The sequence below is a fragment of the Bradyrhizobium sp. Rc2d genome, from assembly GCF_900099855.1.
In the GTDB taxonomy this organism is placed as follows: domain Bacteria; phylum Pseudomonadota; class Alphaproteobacteria; order Rhizobiales; family Xanthobacteraceae; genus Bradyrhizobium.
In genome coordinates this window covers 815144-832941 of sequence record NZ_FNCU01000001.1, presented here as the reverse complement: position 1 = coordinate 832941, position 17798 = coordinate 815144, and the positions used below count along the sequence as shown (strand labels likewise).

Annotated in this window: 19 protein-coding genes and 1 pseudogene; 15 read left to right on the top strand and 5 right to left on the bottom strand. The window is 64.0% G+C overall.

Annotated elements, in window-relative coordinates; all coding sequences use genetic code 11:
- Positions 1-26 precede the first annotated feature (26 nt).
- The 13 genes from BLV07_RS03875 to BLV07_RS03815 all read left to right on the top strand — a co-directional run bounded on the left by BLV07_RS03875 (position 27) and on the right by BLV07_RS03815 (position 10150).
- Complete coding sequence (locus tag BLV07_RS03875) at positions 27-1259, top strand: flagellar hook protein FlgE (protein WP_091879862.1); 1233 nt, start codon at positions 27-29, stop codon at positions 1257-1259.
- A gap of 34 nt (positions 1260-1293) precedes the next feature.
- Positions 1294-2769, top strand: a complete 1476-nt coding sequence (gene flgK / locus BLV07_RS03870; protein WP_091879859.1) for a flagellar hook-associated protein FlgK — start codon at positions 1294-1296, stop codon at positions 2767-2769.
- Positions 2770-2772: 3 nt separating this feature from the next.
- The gene (locus BLV07_RS03865; RefSeq protein ID WP_091879856.1) at positions 2773-3819 is read left to right on the top strand and encodes a flagellar hook-associated family protein; all 1047 of its coding nucleotides are present in this window, start codon (positions 2773-2775) and stop codon (positions 3817-3819) included.
- Between the two features lie 67 nt (positions 3820-3886).
- Entirely contained in the window at positions 3887-4231 is a 345-nt protein-coding gene (gene flaF, locus BLV07_RS03860) for a flagellar biosynthesis regulator FlaF (RefSeq protein WP_128956043.1), read from the top strand.
- Positions 4231-4641, top strand: coding sequence for a flagellar biosynthesis repressor FlbT (flbT, locus tag BLV07_RS03855; RefSeq protein WP_091879850.1), 411 nt, complete (start codon positions 4231-4233; stop codon positions 4639-4641). The genes flaF and flbT overlap by 1 nt, the downstream gene beginning before the upstream one ends.
- A gap of 15 nt (positions 4642-4656) precedes the next feature.
- On the top strand, positions 4657-5079 hold the full coding sequence (gene flgD / locus BLV07_RS03850; protein ID WP_091879847.1) for a flagellar hook assembly protein FlgD: 423 nt from the start codon (positions 4657-4659) through the stop codon (positions 5077-5079).
- On the top strand, positions 5076-5342 hold the full coding sequence (gene fliQ / locus BLV07_RS03845; RefSeq protein ID WP_027572776.1) for a flagellar biosynthesis protein FliQ: 267 nt from the start codon (positions 5076-5078) through the stop codon (positions 5340-5342). Before flgD ends, fliQ begins: the two co-directional genes overlap by 4 nt.
- Before the next feature lie 69 nt (positions 5343-5411).
- Entirely contained in the window at positions 5412-7493 is a 2082-nt protein-coding gene (gene flhA, locus BLV07_RS03840) for a flagellar biosynthesis protein FlhA (protein WP_091879844.1), read from the top strand.
- Positions 7490-8242, top strand: coding sequence for a flagellar biosynthesis protein FliR (gene fliR, locus BLV07_RS03835; RefSeq protein WP_091879841.1), 753 nt, complete (start codon positions 7490-7492; stop codon positions 8240-8242). The genes flhA and fliR overlap by 4 nt, the downstream gene beginning before the upstream one ends.
- 5 nt (positions 8243-8247) lie before the next feature.
- On the top strand, positions 8248-8667 hold the full coding sequence (locus BLV07_RS03830) for a hypothetical protein (protein WP_091880375.1): 420 nt from the start codon (positions 8248-8250) through the stop codon (positions 8665-8667).
- Positions 8664-9143, top strand: coding sequence for a rod-binding protein (locus BLV07_RS03825; protein WP_091879838.1), 480 nt, complete (start codon positions 8664-8666; stop codon positions 9141-9143). The genes BLV07_RS03830 and BLV07_RS03825 overlap by 4 nt, the downstream gene beginning before the upstream one ends.
- A gap of 42 nt (positions 9144-9185) precedes the next feature.
- On the top strand, positions 9186-9695 hold the full coding sequence (locus BLV07_RS03820) for a flagellar biosynthesis protein FlgN (RefSeq protein WP_091879835.1): 510 nt from the start codon (positions 9186-9188) through the stop codon (positions 9693-9695).
- On the top strand, positions 9692-10150 hold the full coding sequence (locus BLV07_RS03815) for a hypothetical protein (RefSeq protein ID WP_091879832.1): 459 nt from the start codon (positions 9692-9694) through the stop codon (positions 10148-10150). The genes BLV07_RS03820 and BLV07_RS03815 overlap by 4 nt, the downstream gene beginning before the upstream one ends.
- A gap of 119 nt (positions 10151-10269) precedes the next feature.
- Here the strand turns inward: BLV07_RS03815 and BLV07_RS03810 are convergent, their stop codons facing one another.
- Positions 10270-11040, bottom strand: a complete 771-nt coding sequence (locus BLV07_RS03810; protein ID WP_164934354.1) for a response regulator transcription factor — start codon at positions 11038-11040, stop codon at positions 10270-10272.
- A gap of 823 nt (positions 11041-11863) precedes the next feature.
- Here BLV07_RS03810 and BLV07_RS03800 point away from each other — a divergent pair.
- Positions 11864-12814, top strand: coding sequence for a hypothetical protein (locus BLV07_RS03800; RefSeq protein ID WP_091879827.1), 951 nt, complete (start codon positions 11864-11866; stop codon positions 12812-12814).
- Between the two features lie 13 nt (positions 12815-12827).
- Here BLV07_RS03800 and BLV07_RS03795 read toward each other — a convergent pair whose 3' ends face one another.
- Together BLV07_RS03795 and BLV07_RS03790 are read right to left on the bottom strand one after the other, a co-directional pair.
- The gene (locus tag BLV07_RS03795; RefSeq protein WP_091879823.1) at positions 12828-13406 is read right to left on the bottom strand and encodes a MarR family winged helix-turn-helix transcriptional regulator; all 579 of its coding nucleotides are present in this window, start codon (positions 13404-13406) and stop codon (positions 12828-12830) included.
- Between the two features lie 511 nt (positions 13407-13917).
- The gene (locus tag BLV07_RS03790; RefSeq protein WP_091879819.1) at positions 13918-14766 is read right to left on the bottom strand and encodes an SDR family oxidoreductase; all 849 of its coding nucleotides are present in this window, start codon (positions 14764-14766) and stop codon (positions 13918-13920) included.
- A 149-nt stretch (positions 14767-14915) separates the two neighbouring features.
- Here BLV07_RS03790 and BLV07_RS03785 point away from each other — a divergent pair.
- Positions 14916-15626: pseudogene (locus tag BLV07_RS03785) on the top strand (HAD family hydrolase); the annotation flags it as partial.
- 71 nt (positions 15627-15697) lie between these two features.
- Here the strand turns inward: BLV07_RS03785 and BLV07_RS03780 are convergent.
- Positions 15698-16105, bottom strand: coding sequence for a nuclear transport factor 2 family protein (locus tag BLV07_RS03780; protein WP_091879810.1), 408 nt, complete (start codon positions 16103-16105; stop codon positions 15698-15700).
- Between the two features lie 86 nt (positions 16106-16191).
- Positions 16192-17676: a mannitol dehydrogenase family protein gene (locus BLV07_RS03775; RefSeq protein WP_091880373.1), complete on the bottom strand. Its 1485-nt coding sequence runs from the start codon at positions 17674-17676 to the stop codon at positions 16192-16194.
- Positions 17677-17798 lie beyond the last annotated feature (122 nt).

Genomic DNA, 17798 nt, shown 5'->3' with positions numbered 1-17798 from the left:
TTCAACCTACCACAGGAGCCCAATCCATGAGCCTCTACGGCGTTATGCGCACCGGCGTTTCCGGGATGAGCGCGCAATCCAACAAGCTGTCGACGGTCTCGGACAACATCGCGAACGTCAACACCACCGGTTACAAGCGGGCTTCGACCGAATTCTCCTCGCTGATCCTGAAGAGCGGCTCGGGCAATTACGACTCCGGCGCCGTCGAGACCACCGTCCGCTACGCCATCAGCGACGCCGGGCATACCCAATTCACCACATCGACGACGGACCTTGCCGTTCAAGGCAATGGCTTCTTCGTGGTGTCGAACGCCACCAACACGCAGCAGTTTCTGACGCGAGCAGGCTCGTTCGTGCCGGACAGCCAGGGCAACCTGGTCAACGCGGCCGGCTACTATCTTCTCGGTCAGCCTGGCCTCGTGACCAATTTCTCGCAGAACAGTCTGGCCGGCATGCAGATCGTGAACATCTCCCAGGTCTCGCAGGTGCCCGTGCCCTCGACGGCGGGAACGCTGACGGCCGGCAATCTGGATCCGAATGCGGCTGTTATTGCCGGTCCGCCTGGCCCGGCATCATATTCATCGAAAAGCTCGATCGTAGCCTACAACAATATCGGCCAGCCCGTTACGCTTGACGTCTATATGTCTCACACCGCGACGGCGGCTGGCTCGGACACCTGGCAGATCCAGGTCTACGATTCCGCGACCGGGACCTCGCTCGCCCCCGCCACCACCTTTACCTTCGACACCACCGCGGTCGGCAAGGGCGCCCTGGCTGCGGCAAGTCCGACGGGTCTCACCGTGACTGTCCCGGGCGGTGCGGCGCTGACCATGGATCTGTCGAACATGACGCAAGCCGGCACGGACTTCAGCTTCAAGGCGACCGTCAATGGCAGTGCCCCTTCGGCCATCGACAAGGTCAACGTCGACGAGGCAGGCCATGTGACGGCGGTCCTCAAGAACGGCCAGCAGCTGACGCTTTACACGATCATGCTTGCCGACGTCGCGAGCCCCGACAATCTGACGCCCGAGCCCGGTAACGTCTATTCGACCAACATGAACTCCGGCAACGCGCAGGCCGGAAATGCCGGCACTGGCGGGCTCGGCACGATCCAGTCCGGCGCTTTGGAAGACTCCAACGTCGATCTCGCGGACGAGCTCACCGGGATGATCGAGGCGCAGCGCGGCTTCACCGCGAACTCGAAATCGTTCCAGACCGGCGCCGATCTGCTCGACGTCGTCGTCAACCTGAAGCGCTGAATCCTCGAGCGCTGATCCCGGGGAAGAGCAGATCATGTCCCTTACCGCCGCTCTCGACTCCGCTCGCGCTTCGCTCATGGCGTCGGGCATCCAGTCGTCGACGATCTCGCGCAACATCGCCGGTGCCAGCACGGCCGGCTATTCGCGCAAGATCGCCGTGCTGGACAATCTTCCCAATGCCGGTGTTTATGTCGCGGCGATCCAGCGCGCCGCCAGCGGCGGCCTGTTCACCAACGTCTTGACCGCGACGTCGGCGTCCGCCAAGCAGAGCGCGATCTATGACGGTCTCCAGAAGATCGCGACCTCGACGGTGGACGATCCCGAGCTCGATCAATCGCCGACTGCTCAGCTCAACAAGCTGAAGCAGGCGCTCCAGCAATACGCCAACTCGACGGACAACGCGACGTTGGCGCAGGCCGCGGTGACCTCCGCCAAGGACATGGCGACCGCGCTCAACCAGGCCACCAAGACCGTGCAGTCGGTCCGCGAAGGCGCGGACGCCGACATGGCGACGTCGGTCGCCAACATCAATCAGCTCCTCACCCAGTTCGACAAGGTCAACACCGCGATCGTGCGAGGGACGATCACCGGTGACGACGTCACCGACTATCTCGACCAGCGCGACAGCATCGTCTCGAAGCTGTCGCAGGAGGTCGGCGTCTCGATGTCGCTCCGCGCCAACGGCGATGCGGCGCTCTACACCGACAGCGGCGTCGTGCTGTTCGACAAGACGGCGCGAACGGTGAGCTTCACGGCGACCAATGTCTATACGCCGGGCACCACGGGCAATGCGGTCTATATCGACGGCGTCCCGGTCACCGGTGCCAATTCCGTGATGCCGCTCAAGACAGGCAAGCTCGCGGGGCTCGCCGAATTGCGCGACAACGCCACGGTCACCTATCAGAGCCAGCTCGACGAAGTCGCGCGCGGTCTGATCGACGCCTTCAAGGAAGTCGATCAGTCCGGCGCCGCGCTGCCCGACGTGCCCGGCCTCTTCACCTATCCCGGCGCGCCCGCGATGCCCGCGAGCGCCACCATTTCGGTCGGCCTTGCCGGCACGATCAGTGTTGCCGCGTCGGTCGATCCGGCCGCAGGCGGCAACCCGAATCTGCTGCGCGACGGCGCGATCAGCGGCAACGCCGCCTATAATTACAACACCACCGGCAACGCCGGCTTCTCGGCGCGGCTCCAGCAGCTCATCAACGAGATGGACGCGCCGCAGCCGTTCGATACCACGGCGCAGGGCAAGCCAAGCGGCAGCGTGATCGAATTCGCGTCCTCCTCGGCGAGCTGGATCGAAAGCCAGCGCAAGGCCGCGGACGACAGCGTCCAGTACCAGAACACGTTGCTCGACCGCAGCACCGCGGCGCTGTCCAACGTCAACGGCGTTAACATGGACGACGAGATGTCGCTGATGCTCCAGGTCGAGCGCACCTATTCGGCATCGTCGAAGATCATTTCCACCGTCGATGAGATGTTGCAGAGCCTGCTGGCCGCCGTGGGGAATTAAGTCATGATGAGCGCGAACTACATCTCGACCTTGATGCTGTCGTCGTCCTTGAGGTCATCGATCACCAACAATCAGAGCGCGCTGAGCAAGGCTTCGAAGGAGGCGACCACGGGTCGCTTCGCGGACGTCGGCCTCGAGCTCGGCACGGGGACGGGTCGCGACGTGAGCTTGCGCGCCGAATTCAACTTCGCCGACCAGCTCGTCGATACCAACGAGCTCGTCGCGGGTCGGCTTGACGTGACGCAGAACCGGATCACCCAGCTCGGCTCGACCGCGTCGGACTTCCTCAAGAACCTGATCGCCGCCCGCGACGCCGACAGCGGTGCGCGGATCATCCTGCCGAGCGCATCCGCCAATCTCCAGGATCTCATCGGCGCGCTCAACGTCTCCTATAACGGCTCGTACCTGTTCGGCGGCATCAATACGCAGACCCAGCCGGTCACGAATTACACCGCCGGCTCGGCCAGCAAGAACCAGGTCGACGCGGACTTCCTCGCGAGCTTCGGCTTCGCGCAGTCTTCGGCCAGCGTGAGCACCATCACTCCGGCGCAGATGCAGAACTTCCTCGACAACACCCTCGACACCGAGTTCGCGAGCCCGGCCTGGAACACCAACTGGTCGTCGGCGACCGACCAGACGCTGTCGAGCCGCATCTCCACGACCGAGGTCGTCGACAGTTCCGTCAGCGCCAACCAACCCGGCTTCCGCAAGCTGGCCGAGGCCTACACCATGCTCACCGATCTCGGAAACACGAGCCTGAGCAAGGATACGTTCCAGGTCGTCGTCGACAAGGCCATCAGCCTCGTCAGCGGTGCCATCAACGATCTCGCCGTGCTCGGGGGCACGGTCGGCTCGATCCAGCAACGCGTCACCGGCGCGACCGAGAAGCTGAAGATCCAGAAGGACATCCTCAACGACCAGATCGTCAAGATGGAGGCGGTCGACCCGACCGAGGCGTCGGTCCGGGTCAACACTTTGCAGACCCAGATCCAGACGGCGCTCGCGCTCACCTCGCAGCTCCAGAAGATCAGCCTCATCAACTATCTCTGAGCTAAAGTTCGCTGCTAACGCTCGCAACCTTGTCTTGTTATTCGGTCTCCCGTGCAGAGTGGTTCTGATGACGTTTGAAGCCTATGAAGCGGTCGTCGACGAGAGTGGCCATGAGGCGCGGGGTCGCGAGCGGCAGGCGCTCAGCCTCGGCATCGACCGGCTCGAGCGGATTCAGCGAGGCGGATTCCGCCTCGAGGATCTGGTCGAGAGCCTGCTCTATGTCCGGCGGCTGTGGACGATCTTCATCGAGGACCTCTCGCATCCGGAGAACGGACTGCCGGACAAGCTGCGGGCCGACATCATCTCGATCGGCCTGTGGGTCGTCAAGGAAGCCGACCGCCTTCGCGAAGAGAAATCGAACGACGTGATGCAGCTCATTGAAATCAACCGCCTGATCCGAGACGCTCTTTGATGAAGATCTCCTTGCGGGCGGGCGAACGGATCTACATCAACGGCGCGGTGCTGCGCGTGGACCGCAAGGTCTCCGTCGAGCTCGTCAACGACGTGATGTTCCTGCTCGAAGGGCAGGTCATGCAGGCGTCCGACGCCACCACGGCGATGCGGCAGCTTTATTTCATCGTGCAGCTCATGCTGATGAACCCGACCGACGTCCGGGATGCGTCGGCGCTCTACGCGCAGCATCACGCGGCCCTGCTTTCGGTGTGCGAGAACGGCGAGATGCTCGACGGACTTGCCGCGGTCGACGAGCTGGTCGAGACGACCCGTTACTTCGAGGCGCTCAAGCGGATCCGGGCGCTGTTCCCGGTGGAGCAGGCCATCCTGGCCGGCGCCACGACCCATACCCCATTCGAGGCTGCCTGACAGCGGAGAAGCTAGATGAACGTCACCAGCGCGACCGACACGACCGGCAAGTCCTCCAGTTCGACCAGTTCCACCACGGCCACGTCGAGCAACAGCGTCGACTACAACACCTTCCTTCAGCTGCTCGTCGCCGAGATGAAGAATCAGGATCCGACCAATCCGATGGACACCTCGCAATATATGAGCCAGTTCGCGCAGCTCTCGACGGTCGAGCAGGCCATGCAGACCAATACGAAGCTGGATGCGCTGCTGTCCTCACAGTCGTTGTCGCAGGCCAACGGGCTGATCGGAAAGACCGTCAGCTTTACCGACTCGACCGGCGCCAGCTTCAGCGGCAAGGTCGCTTCGGTTTCCATCAACAGCGACGGCTCCATCGCGACCCTCGAGAACGGCACGAAGGTCGCCGTCGGGCCCGGGCTCACGATCAGCCAATCATGAACGAGCGGGACGCCCTCGACATCGTCCAGGCCGCGATCTGGACCATCATCGTCGCCTCCGGGCCCGCGGTCGGTGCCGCAATGCTCGTCGGCACCGTCATTGCCCTGATCCAGGCCCTGACCCAGATCCAGGAGGTGACGCTGACTTTCGTCCCGAAGATCATCGTCATTCTCCTGGTCGTCGCCGTCTCCGGCTCGTTCATCGGGGCGCATCTCTCCACCTTCACCGAGATGGTCTATTCGCGGATCGAGCACGGCTTCTGATCCCCGGGGCACCACCCTCGCGTAAGCTTTGCACGGCAGATTACCGGGCGGATCCTCTGCCGGTGACCCATGGCCGATACGTTAGCTGCTAGCCTGCCAAGCCCGCGCCGCCTCGGGGCGGACGCCTTCTTCGCGGGCGGTATCGTGACCATGCTCACGATCCTGTTCCTGCCCATACCGCCGATCCTGATCGATCTTGGCCTCGCCTTCTCCATCGCGCTCTCGGCGCTGATCCTGATGGTCGCGCTGTGGATCCAGCGGCCGCTCGACTTCTCGGCCTTCCCGACCGTGCTGCTGATCGCGACGATCCTGCGCCTCGCACTGAACGTCGCGACGACGCGCCTGATCCTGTCGCGGGGCGGGGAGGGCGAACAGGCCGCGGGCTACGTCGTCGCCGGATTCTCGAAGTTCGTCATGGGCGGCGACTTCGTCATCGGCCTGATCATCTTCGCGATTCTGGTGACGGTGAATTTCGTCGTGATCACCAAGGGCGCGACGCGTATCGCCGAAGTCGGCGCCCGCTTCACCCTGGACGCCATCCCCGGCAAGCAGATGGCGATCGACGCGGATCTGTCGGCGGGCCTGATCGACGACAAGGAGGCCCAGCGCCGGCGCCGCGAGCTCGAAGAGGAGAGCGCGTTCTTCGGCGCCATGGACGGTGCCTCGAAATTCGTCCGTGGTGACGCCATCGCCGGCCTGATCATCACCGCAATCAACATCTTCGGCGGCATTATCATCGGCGTCACCCATCACGGGCTGACGCTGTCGCGCGCCGCCGACGTCTATACGAAACTCTCCGTCGGCGACGGCCTGGTGTCGCAGATGCCGGCATTGATCGTGTCGCTGTCGGCAGGCCTCCTGGTTTCCAAGGGCGGCACCAGGGGGTCGGCGGAGCAGGCTGTGCTGCGGCAGCTCGGCAGCTATCCGCGCGCGGTATCCGCCGCCGCGCTGATGATGTTCGTGCTCGCCTTGATGCCGGGGCTGCCGATGGCGCCGTTCGTGCTGCTCGGCGGCGTCATGGCCTTCGTCGGCTATTCGCTGCCGAAGCGGCAGGCAGCGCTGAAGCAGAAGGAAGATGCGCGCAAGGCCGACGAACGTGCGCAGGCCGACGCCAAGGAATCCGTCAAGGAGCAGCTCAAGACCGCGGAGATCGAGCTGGCGCTCGGCGGCCATCTTTCGGTCCATCTCCTTGGCTCGCGCACCGAGCTTGCGCACCGCGTCGCCAAGATCCGCAAGAAGTTCGCCAAGCAGTACGGCTTCGTCATTCCGGAGATCAAGCTCAGCGACAATCTGTCGATCGATCCCAAGGGATACCAGATCCGGATCCATGACACGCGCGTCGCGCACGGCGAGCTCAGGCTCGGCGAGGTGCTGGTGCTGGTCGACAAGGACGGAAAGCCCGACGTGCCCGGCGAAGAGGTGATCGAGCCCGCCTTCGGCATGAAGGCGCTGTGGGTGACGGAGGCCTTCACCGACGAAGTCAAGCGTCAGGGCTGCAAGCCGGTCGACAATCTGTCGGTGCTGCTCACGCATCTCAGCGAGGTGATCCGGGCGAATCTCGCCCAGCTCCTGTCCTACAAGGACATGCGCGCCTTGCTCGACCGGCTCGATCCGGAATACAAGCGCCTGATCGAGGATCTCTGCCCGTCGCAGATCTCCTATTCGGGACTGCTGGCCATCCTGAAGATTCTACTGGCCGAGCGCGTGTCGATCCGCAACCTGCACCTCATTCTCGAGGCGATCGCCGAGATCGCGCCGCATGTTCGGCGCTCCGAGCAGGTCGCAGAGCATGTGCGGACGCGTCTAGCCCAGCAGATCTGCGGCGATCTCTCCGACAACGGCGTGCTGAACGTGGTCCGCCTCGGCAATCGTTGGGACTTGGCGTTCCATCAGAGCCTGAAGCGCGACGGCAAGGGCGATGTCGTCGAGTTCGACGCCGATCCACGCCTGATCGAGCAGTTCGCGACCGAAGCCAGCGCGGCGATCCGCAAGTTCACCGAGAACGGCACTAGCGTGGTGCTGGCGGTGACCCCCGAAGCCCGTCCCTATGTCCGGATGATCCTGGAGCGGGTGTTCCCGACCTTGCCGATCCTGTCGCATGTCGAAGTCGCGCGCAGCGCAGAGATCAGGGCGCTCGGAGCCGTCTCGTGATCCGCGGCCTCGCCGACAGCGTGCTGGTGACGTTCATCGTGTTCTGCCGCATCGGCGCCTGCCTGATGCTGGTGCCCGGCTATTCCAGCGTCAATGTTCCGGCCCAGGTCCGCCTGTTCGTCGCGCTCGTCACGACGTTCGCGTTGACGCCGATCCTGATCGCGGTCCTGAAACCGCTCACGGACAACGCGGCGCCGCTGACGCTCGCGCTCCTGATCTGCTCCGAGCTCGTGGTCGGCAGCGTCATCGGCCTCGGTGGGCGTGTGTTCTTCCTCGCGCTCCAGACCATGGCGACCGTGATGGCGAGCGCGATCGGACTGAGCAACATCCCGGGCACGCCGGTCGGCGATACCGATCCGGCGCCGGCCCTGGTGCCGCTGATCATGGCGGCCGTCACCACGCTGTTCTTCATGACCGACCAGCACTGGCAGGTGCTGCGCGGGCTGATGAACTCCTACGACCTCTGGCATCCCGGGAACAGGCTCGGCGGCAGCATGGCGCTCGACCAGCTCGTCGGCCGCCTCTCGGAAGCGTTCGTGCTGACGCTGCGGATCACCAGCCCCTTCATCGTCTATTCGGTCATCGTCAACCTGGCGGTCGGCCTGATCAACAAGCTGACGCCGGCCATACCGGTCTATTTCATCTCGGTGCCCTTCGTGCTGTTCGGCGGCTTCCTGCTGCTCTATCTCACCAGCGACGAGCTGCTGACGCAGTTCATGCTCGGCGTCTCGTCATGGCTGGCGGAGTGATGGTCATGACGTCGCGCGCGGACAAGCTCGGTCGGATGGTCTCGCTGGTGAAGCTCCAGCTCCGGCTGTCCGAATGGCAGCTTGCGCAATTGCGCCAGCAGGGGCGCGTCCTGCAGGACGAGCAGGAATGGCTGGTCGGGGCCCTGAACGAAGGGAAGCCGCCGGCGGGATCATCAAGCGAATCGATCGCGCGACGCCTCAACAGGACGAGCGTCGGCGCCCGCGCGGTTCAGGCGCAGGCATCGCAGCAGCTCGACCTGGTTCGCTCGGAGAGCCGCCGTGTGAAACAGCTCGAGCAGGTTGCGAAAGCGGCGCTCGCCGACAAGCTTCGCGACGCGGAGAAGCGCTCGCTCGAGGAAATGACGGGCACAAGCCCAGCCGTGCGCGAGTGGACGCCGCGGCCAGTTAGCCGGAACAAGACATGATCGTGACAGCGACACCCGACCTCGTTCTCGACGTCCTCGAAGCCGCCGACCCCGTGGCGCAGCGCGCGGCCACCGCGAAGCTCGATGCGCTGAAATCATCGGACGCCGATTTCGCCGCCACGATGGAGGCGGAGGTCGGCAAGGCCAAGGCTGCTGCTGGCGATCAATCCGCGACGAAGATGTCCGAAGCACAGTCGGGCGCAGTGAGCGGCGCTCCGGTGCAGGTGATCAAGGCGCCGGCCTCCGGCGAGGTGTACCGGAAGTTCGAGGCCTTCATCCTCCAGACCTTCGTCGAGACGATGTTGCCGAAGGAGTCGGAGGAGGTCTTCGGCAAGGGCACGGCCGGCGGCGTCTGGAAGTCGATGCTGGCGGAGCAGCTCGGTAGCCAGCTGGCCAAGGGCAAGGGCATTGGCATCGCCAGGCAGCTCGCTGCCGCGCATCCGGCAGGACCGGACGTTACGGGGAAGGCCGGATGACGATCCGGGAATGGGTGACAGAAGTTGAAGGGTGAATTTCCTATGCAGGCACAACAAGGCGCGGCGGCCCTGGTGATGGAACAGGCGGTCGCGGACATCGAGGCGACGACGGAAGCAGCAGCAGGCGATGCGCTGCTGCCCGTGCTCCTACCGAATCCCGGCGGCGACGCGGCGATCGAGGGCACCGACGCGGCGAGATCGGACGAGATGCGCGGCCTCCTAGCGGCGATCCGCCGGCTCGAAAGCATCGTCGAGGAGGAGACGGCTGCGCTCGCGGCCGGAAAGAAGATCGATTTCGACGATTTCAGCGCCCGCAAGAGCCGGAGCATGCTCGAATTCGTCCGCCTGATGCGGGCCCGGATGCATCTCGGCAGCGAGATCGAGATCACCGAGGAGATCCAGCGGTTGCGCGAGAAGTTGGAGCGGAATCGCTCCGTCCTCGAAATGCATTACGACGCGGTGCGCGAGGTCGCGACCGTCATCGTCAAGGCGATCAAGGATGCTGAGTCGGACGGCACCTATACCGGTCGCGCAACACAGGATGGAAAATGATCAGACTGGTGCTGGCCGGGCTCTGGGTATGCATCCTCACCGCAGGCACGAGCTATGCCGTGGCCTATTGGAAGGAAAACGGCAGCCTGCTGCCGGCGAAAGACGAATATCTCGATGGGCTGCAATATCAGAAGACGCGGGCGCTGAGCGTGCCCATGGTCGAGAACGGCAACGTGCAGGGCTACATCGTCGCGCGCTTCGTCTACACGGTTGAGGCGCGGACCATGCACCAGCTCAGCGTTCCGCCGGAGCCGTTCGTCGTCGACGAGGCCTTCCGCAGGATCTATGCCGACGACCGGCTCGATTTCAGGAAGCTCGCCCGCTACGACCTCTCCGTCCTCACGACGGCCATCAAGCAGCGCGTCAACGAGCGGATGCAGGCCGACGTGGTCCAGGACGTCCTGGTCGAGGACTTCAACTACGTGTCGAAGGAAGAATTCCAGCAGAAGCCGTAGGTCGCTCTTCGCTGCTGCGCTTCGGCGGCATTCCTGCCGCTTCCGTCAGCCTTCAGAACACTCCGGCCTCCGCGGGGATATCTCCGCGAAGGCCGCCTTCGTATCGCTGTCTTGCCGCGCTAGTTACCTGCCGAATACGCTGCCGGGGCGGCGTGCGCCCTGTTCAGGAGGATGCCGACCTCGTCGAGCTCCTGCATCGGTACGTCGATCGTCTCGCCGGCCGGGATGTTGAGGCGATACCCGACGTAGCGCCGGGCCACGATCGCGTCGAAGCCGAGGCGGTCGCGGAGCTTCTTGCGCAGCTTGCTGACGTGGCTCTCGATCACGCTCTCGTCGAAGGTCGACTCGAAGATGCCATAGACCGCGTTGAAGATCTGCGTCTTGGTGATCCACTTGCCGTGGTTGCTTACCATATATTCGAGAATGCGCAGTTCGCGGCGGGGCAAGGTGAGGGCGTGGCCCGCGATCTCGGGGTCGCGACCGTTGAAGAAGACCTGGATCCTGGTCTCGCAGGGCCTTGGCAGTTCGCCTACCCGGCGGCGCGCGATCGCTGCCGTTCGCGCGAGGATTTCGCGCAGGTGGATCGGCACGTGCACGACGTCGTCGACGCCGGACTCGAACAGCTCCAGCGTATTCTTGAGCATCTTCTGGCCGCTCATGGCGATGATGGGAGCAGAGGAGCGCTTGCGCATCGCCCGCGGCAGGCTTCCGCGGGCATCGCAGTCCCCGAGCAGGAAGGCGTCCACCGCCGCCAGATCCGATTCACTCGCAGATTGCAGCCAGTCCCAGAATTCTCCGGAGGAGAAGCCGATCGACGATACACCTTCGCGAACGAGCCCTCCGACGTAGCTGTTCGCGACGCTCTCGCGATCATCAACGATAATATACATCAGTCTTTCGCCCCTGCTTCGCACTTGTTGCGCGCCCGGTTGGTTATTGTGATGCCCCGGCTCGGCAACGATGCTGTTTGACGACATTCCTTCCCGCGTATCGTTGTTATGGTTCCGATGTTCGCGGGCAGCCCTACGCATTCAGTGCCTGCGTCTCGCAGGCCTGCTACTTCGACTCGATACTGAACGCTTACTGCGTGAGGCCCGGCGGGTGTCTTACGGATCACCTCCCGGAGCGGATTGAGAAACGACCTAGTACAGTTGCGCCAAGTTGCTCATCGCGTCCGAACACTACTGAACTGTGTCGATCTCCTCGCCAACTGACGAGAATCACTTGACTAGGACCGTAACGATTGCCCATTTCCGATCAAGCGTGCGCCACAAAGCGATTGCTACGTGTGCTTGATGCTGTTGGTTCGTTTCGAGTTGTTTCTTGATATATTCAAACGCATCAGTTGATTTGGTTGTTGAACTAGTTTTGCACCGTGGCATTCCTAAAGTTCCGCATCCCCGTATAATTACAGCCGTTTTGGGTGATGCTGCTCGTCAGGCAAATTGAGGGGTTTTCAACCCGGGATTGACTCCCACCACCCTGTTTCCACATGCGACAATTCGACTCATGTACAGCGGCGAGACTCCAGCTTGGCGAAATCTTGGCGAGGGTGTGTCTTTCGAGTCGCACTCTTGCCACGTGCATGGCGTCTTCGACTCATCTGACGTCGCATCGCGCGCCATGAAAAGTTTTTCGGTGCGCACGGTTCAGGCAAGCTTCGACACATAACGTTGCCGTTCGACAGATCGAACCGAACGGAGCATTTCCAAAATGTTGTCCGATGGACAAGCTCGTCCCAACGCGAGCGCTGATGTTTCCGCGGCGGCGAAGCCGGCGCCGGAGGCGCGCGATACAAAGGACAATGCGGCACGAACAACCAAGCCCGCAGCGAACGCAAAGCGTGTCTCGGCTGCGGCGAGCGATGAAGCTCTGGCGAAAGAAGCGCTCGAGGGGCTGAAGCGTATTCGCGCCAAGGCGCGCCTCGACAAGATGGCGATACCGAAACCGGCCCCGACCGTGATCAAGCCGGCCGTGATCGTGGCCAAGCCACCGCCGCCGCGCCCGACATGGGTCGCGCCGCTCGCAACACTGGCGGTCGCCGCCATTCTGGTGGTCTGCGCCTGCACCGGCGTGATCGCCTATCTCACCACCACTCAGCCCGTCCAGAACAACGTTGCGGCCAATACGGAGATCAGGAATCTGCGCGAGACGGTCGCGCAACTGCGCAAGCAGGTGTCGGGCGTGTCCGAAAATCTCGACGGCCTGCGTACCGCGGTCGATCAATCGAGCAAGGCGACCAATGACCGCTTCGGCAGGTTTGCTGAGAACCTCGACCGCATCGAGCGGGTGAGCTCGTCCTCCACAGTGAAGCTCGACAAGCTCGCCCAAGGACAGGCTCAGGTACAGGCCCAGGCTCCGGCAACTGTGGCATCGCAGCCGCCGTCATCGCAGGCAATGCCGATGATGGCCTCGGTCGCTGCGCCCGAGGTCACAGGCTCGGTTGCTCCGTCGGCGCCGCGCAAGGTGATCAAGGGCTGGTCGGTCCGCCAGGCCTATGAGGGAATTGCGATCCTGCAAAGCCCGAACGGCGTCATCGAGGCTGTGCTGGGACAGCAGGTACCCGGGCTCGGCCGTATCGAAGACATCAGGAACGAGAACGGGCGTCTGGTGGTGGAGTCAAGCGGAGGCCTCGTCTATTCGTCGCGCAAGGCAACGCCCTGATCGATGGAGTCTTCTATTGGCGGTGATGCTCGAAGCTGGTGCATAGCAGATCGACTTCCGCCTCCGCGATCGGTGCGCGAAACAGGCGACAGCTGAACTCCACCGTTGTCTTGCTGTCCGTGGCGGTGCGATCTTCCCGGAGGAAGATGCATCGCCTGCAAACATCGGTGTGGTGCCGCTGCTCGGCTGCGTCCGACTGATCCAGCACGTGCCGCAACGTGTCGCGAAAGCGGATCTTGACGTCGTCGTCGAGGACGGCAATCGCCTCGACGAGAACGGTGACGGGGTCGCGCACCAGGAACTTCTTGCCCTGCTGCGTCACGCTCAGCATCACCGAGCGCTTGTCCTTGGCCGAGCGCTTCCGCTCGAGATAGCCGAGCCGCTCCAGCTCGCCGATGATGAATGAGGCGGTGCCGCGCGTGGTGCCGACGTAACTCGCCAGCGCCGAAGGCGTCCGGGAGAACGGGTTGGCGCGAGAGAGGAAGCGCAGCGCCATCCACTCGCGGTCGCGCAATCCGTGCTTGGTGCCTTCGAACCACAGGATTCGCGCGACCTGCTCCAACAGTTCAATCGATTCGCGAGCCAAATTCATTTCAATTCCAGGTCGGATAAAGCTTTATTCAATTGAGCCCTGAGCAAGCGCAATCTGGGTGGACGAGATGATGCACTCGGGCGCTCCTTCGTCCTGGCCGGACGGCAGTTCGCGCCAGGGAAGACCCTTCTCCGGTTTCCGGAGATGGAACTTCCGGCCGTGGAACTAGGGCGTCACAAAGAAAGTTCGAGTAAATCGCTCGGCTCAACTCCTCTGAAAATTTCATTCAAATGCCGACGGCTCGCGCTTGGATTGACGATGATGTGCGATGACTGAGCAACATGATGTGTCGCTCCGGCCATGATGACGCCCATTTGTTGCAACGGAGCGCGTCGATTTGCGCGGGCGCGCGGATCGTTGGCGGCCTCTCCCGGATGGACTGCGGCGGAAGAACCGCAGTTTTCGGTTAATGGATATTGCGCCGCAACGCGTCCAAGCAGTTAAATCCGGCACACGATCAGATCCGGAAAAGCCTGGCGAGCCGATACGGGATTCCCGTCGCTCAGGAGCCCTATCGTCCTTCGCCGGCGCGCCACAGCGCATCGAGGCCGTGCCGATAGGTCGGACAGGCGAGCGTGACGTCGAGCTCGCGCTTCAGTTTCGCGTTGGAGACCCGGGCGCTGCTGGCATAGAAGCTGCGGGCCATCGCCGACATCTCGGCGGTCGCGAACGCTTCTTCCTTCGGCGGAGCAACGCCCATCAGCTGCGCGGCGTAGGCGATCACGTCCTGCGGCGGCGCGGGCTCGTCGTCGCACACGTTCCACGTACCTTCGCCCTGGTGATGAATCGCGGCCATGATCGCGGTCGCGATGTCGTCGACGTGGATGCGGTTGAAGACCTGTCCCGGCTTGATGATGCGCCGGGCCGTTCCTGCCCGTAGCGTCACGAGCGCGTTGCGGCCGGGACCGTAGATGCCGGCAAGTCGCAGGATCGCGACGTCGCCGCCTGACGCATCCGTCCAGGCTTGCTCCGCTGCGATCCGCATTTGCGTGCGCTCGAGCGCAGCCTGCGGCGGCGTGTTCTCGTCGACCCACCCGCCTGCGTGATCGCCATATACGCCAATTGTGGAGAGATAAACGACCTTGCGGCGGCCCGCCGCCAGCACGTTGCCGAACGCCGCCAGCGCGGGATCGCCGGCGCTGCTGGGCGGGATCGAGACGAGAAGGACGTCGGCGTCGCTGATGCGTTCGGCCGTGGTGCGATCCGGATCACGCCCGGAAAAGGGATGCAGCTCGATGCCGGCGAGATCATGCCGCTGGGCGGGATCGCGTACGGTGCCGGCGATATGCGAGAAGGCGCCGCCGAACCTGCGGACGAAGTGCCTGGCGCTATAGCCGAAGCCAAGAATGAAGAGCCGCATGCGTCTGCCGTGCTGGTCGGAGTTCCCGTCGCGCCGCCGCGCGCGTCCCCGCTCATAAGAGATTTTTGGGGCCAGCAAAAGATATTGCGATTTGTCTCACCTGCGGCCTCGGGCGATGGTCACCCGGGCGTCAGGGGAGATCATCGATCGTGCAGGCAGAAGCACCCGCCGCGTTAGCATGCGAGGCCGCCGAGCTGATCCGGCGCGCCGCCGCGCTGATCTTCGATGTCGACGGCACGCTGGCCGAAACCGAGGAGCTGCATCGGCAGGCCTTCAATCATGCCTTCTCGCGCCACGGGCTCGGCTGGGAGTGGGACCGCGCCGTCTACAAAGACCTGCTGCGGGTGACTGGGGGCAAGGAACGCATGCGCGCCTACCACGCAAGGCTATGGATCGCCCGGCCATTGGCGGACGCGGACATCGCGGAGCTTCACCGCATCAAGACCGCCCACTATGCCGAGCTGGTCGAGGCCGGCTGCTGCCCCTTACGGCCCGGCGTGGCGGAGCTGCTCGCCGCGGCGAGGGAGCGCGGCCAGCGGCTCGCGATCGCGACCACCACTTCGCACGGCAATATCGATGCGCTGCTCTCGCAGGCGCTGGGGACGGGCTGGGCCGGGGATTTCGACGCGATCGTTGCCGGCGACGACGTGCGGCATAAGAAGCCTGCGCCGGACGTCTATCTCGAGGTCCTGGCGCGACTGAAGCTGACTGCGCACGACTGCGTTGCGATCGAAGATTCCGCCAATGGCCTGATCGCGGCCTCACGTGCCGGCATACCGGTTCTGATCACGCGCAGCATGTTCTTCCGGGACGATGATTTCAGCGATGCGCGGGTGGTGCTGGACGATTGTCGGGGCTTGGATGAGGCGCCAAACAAAAAGTCGCAAAACAACCCCATGCACAGTAGATCACGCCGGCGTGATCGCCGTCTTCAGTGGACCCGGTGGCTCGGGCTATCCTCTTCAGCCTGCTCGACAATCTGCGCGATCGGGCTCGACTGGTGATGCACCAGGCGCCAGCCGTCGCCGACGCGGCGGAAATGGTTCGACGCGGCCAAGGCGGTGCCGTCGACGATCTCGATGCAGAGCACCCGCGCGCTGTCGCCGTCGATGATCGCCTGCGGCTCGGCGCAGACGATCTGCGGCCGCTCCGGGTTCTGCAGGATGTCGCGCCAGCTTCCGATCACGGTGGCCCGCCCGATAATGGCTGGCCAGCCGGGATGGATGCAGGAAATGGCGTCATCATCAGCCCACATCCGCTCCATTTCGTCGAAATTGCCGGTCGAAAAGGCGGCGTAGAAGGCCGCGTTCGCGGCGATGACCTTGCTGTCCTTTGCCATGGCTCTCGGGTGGGCCAAGGACAGGCAAAAATCAAGCGCGACTTCCGTCAATTTTGACCGCAGTGCAGCATGACCGGTTTCGCCAGTCACGCCGAGGCGTGCGTCGCCACCGCCCGCCGTGCGCCATCCTTATAGAGACGGCCGAGCGCCGCGGTCACCGCCTCGCGCAGGCGCGGCTCGGCGCCAAGCGGCCCGAACACCTTCGCGACGGCGAGCAATGCGGGTGCGAGCCGTTCGGCGACGGGACCCGCCTCGCGCGCCAGCGCTGCAAACTCGGCGGCAAGGGGATCGCGCACGTCGATGGCGCGGCCCTGCTCGTCGAGGCCGGTGACGTAGCGCATCCAGCCGGCCACTGCGAGCGCATGGGTTGCGATCGGCAAATCCTGGCGCAGGCGATCCTGCATCGCGCCGAGCAGGCGCTGCGGCAGCTTTTGCGAGCCGTCCATCGCGATCTGCCAGGTGCGGTGGTGAAGTGCAGGATTGGCGAAGCGCTTGAGCAGCGAGGCGCGATAGGCGGCAAGGTCGGTACCTGAAGGCATTGTCAGCGTCACCGCGGCTTCTTCCATCACCTGCGCGGCGAGGCGCGCGAAATGCGGGTCCTGCATGGTGTCGGCGATGGTCTCGTAGCCCGAGAGATAGCCGAGATAGGCCAGTGCCGAATGGCTGGCGTTGAGCAGCCGCAGCTTCATCAGCTCGAACGGCTTGACGTCGCTGACGAGCTCGACGCCCGCGGCGGCGAGATCGGGCCGGCCCGCCGTGAAGCGGTCCTCGACCACCCATTGCGTAAACGGCTCGGTCATCACAGGCCAGGCGTCGTGAAAGCCCAGCGCGGATGACACCGCTTCCCGGTCGGCATCCGTGGTTTCCGGCACGATGCGGTCGACCATGGTCGAGGGGAAAGCGACCGCATCCGCGATCCACTTGCCGAGCTCCTTCGACCGCAGCGCGGCGAACTGCGTCACGATCCGCTGCACGGTGTGACCGTTGGCGGCGAGGTTGTCGCAGCACAGCACGGTGAAGGGCGAAAGACCCTGTGCGCGCCGGCGCGCCAGCGCAGCCACGATGAAGCCGGGCGCCGAGCGCGGCGCGTCGAAATTGTTGAGATCATGCACGATGTCGGGATGCCGCTCGTCGAGATCGCCGGTCTGCGGCGTGTGGCAATAGCCCTTCTCGGTGACGGTCAGGGAGACGATGCGAATGGCGGGATCGCCCATCCGCCCGACCAGCCGCGAAGGATTTTCGCGCGCGACGACACTGTCGAGCAGCGCGCCGATGACGCGGTGCTCGGTGCCTTCGGCCGACCGTATGGCGACGGTGTAGAGGTGGTCCTGTGGGGCGAGGGCATCGCGCGTATCCGGGCTGCGCAGGCTCGCGCCGACGATGCCCCAAGACGCGCTGCCTGCCGCAAGGCAATCGTCGATGACGACGGCCTGATGCGCGCGATGAAATGCGCCGAGACCAAGATGCACGATTCCGGGCGTGACGCGCGAGCGGTCATAGGCCGGGCGGCGGATGCGAGGTGGCAGCCGGTCGAGATTGGCGCGGCCAAGGCGCGTCGAATTAAGGCGCATGGACGTCTCCCCTTTGCTTTGCCGCTGCTTGACATGGCGCCCGTCCTCGGTCAATGCTCCGGTCAATTGGTAAGACCAATTTTCCAAAATTGGCCGGTCGCGGGGTGCTTGAGGTGCGTCGC

What these genes read in the sequence shown, in the direction of transcription:
- BLV07_RS03875 (WP_091879862.1), top strand. Translation starts at nt 27, where the DNA reads ATGAGCCTCTACGGCGTTATGCGCACCGGCGTTTCCGGGATGAGCGCG.
- flgK (WP_091879859.1), top strand. Translation starts at nt 1,294, where the DNA reads ATGTCCCTTACCGCCGCTCTCGACTCCGCTCGCGCTTCGCTCATGGCG.
- BLV07_RS03865 (WP_091879856.1), top strand. Translation starts at nt 2,773, where the DNA reads ATGATGAGCGCGAACTACATCTCGACCTTGATGCTGTCGTCGTCCTTG.
- flaF (WP_128956043.1), top strand. Translation starts at nt 3,887, where the DNA reads ATGACGTTTGAAGCCTATGAAGCGGTCGTCGACGAGAGTGGCCATGAG.
- flbT (WP_091879850.1), top strand. Translation starts at nt 4,231, where the DNA reads ATGAAGATCTCCTTGCGGGCGGGCGAACGGATCTACATCAACGGCGCG.
- flgD (WP_091879847.1), top strand. Translation starts at nt 4,657, where the DNA reads ATGAACGTCACCAGCGCGACCGACACGACCGGCAAGTCCTCCAGTTCG.
- fliQ (WP_027572776.1), top strand. Translation starts at nt 5,076, where the DNA reads ATGAACGAGCGGGACGCCCTCGACATCGTCCAGGCCGCGATCTGGACC.
- flhA (WP_091879844.1), top strand. Translation starts at nt 5,412, where the DNA reads ATGGCCGATACGTTAGCTGCTAGCCTGCCAAGCCCGCGCCGCCTCGGG.
- BLV07_RS03830 (WP_091880375.1), top strand. Translation starts at nt 8,248, where the DNA reads ATGACGTCGCGCGCGGACAAGCTCGGTCGGATGGTCTCGCTGGTGAAG.
- BLV07_RS03825 (WP_091879838.1), top strand. Translation starts at nt 8,664, where the DNA reads ATGATCGTGACAGCGACACCCGACCTCGTTCTCGACGTCCTCGAAGCC.
- BLV07_RS03820 (WP_091879835.1), top strand. Translation starts at nt 9,186, where the DNA reads ATGCAGGCACAACAAGGCGCGGCGGCCCTGGTGATGGAACAGGCGGTC.
- BLV07_RS03815 (WP_091879832.1), top strand. Translation starts at nt 9,692, where the DNA reads ATGATCAGACTGGTGCTGGCCGGGCTCTGGGTATGCATCCTCACCGCA.
- BLV07_RS03810 (WP_164934354.1), bottom strand. Translation starts at nt 11,040, where the DNA reads ATGTATATTATCGTTGATGATCGCGAGAGCGTCGCGAACAGCTACGTC.
- BLV07_RS03800 (WP_091879827.1), top strand. Translation starts at nt 11,864, where the DNA reads ATGTTGTCCGATGGACAAGCTCGTCCCAACGCGAGCGCTGATGTTTCC.
- BLV07_RS03795 (WP_091879823.1), bottom strand. Translation starts at nt 13,406, where the DNA reads ATGAATTTGGCTCGCGAATCGATTGAACTGTTGGAGCAGGTCGCGCGA.
- BLV07_RS03790 (WP_091879819.1), bottom strand. Translation starts at nt 14,766, where the DNA reads ATGCGGCTCTTCATTCTTGGCTTCGGCTATAGCGCCAGGCACTTCGTC.
- BLV07_RS03780 (WP_091879810.1), bottom strand. Translation starts at nt 16,105, where the DNA reads ATGGCAAAGGACAGCAAGGTCATCGCCGCGAACGCGGCCTTCTACGCC.
- BLV07_RS03775 (WP_091880373.1), bottom strand. Translation starts at nt 17,676, where the DNA reads ATGCGCCTTAATTCGACGCGCCTTGGCCGCGCCAATCTCGACCGGCTG.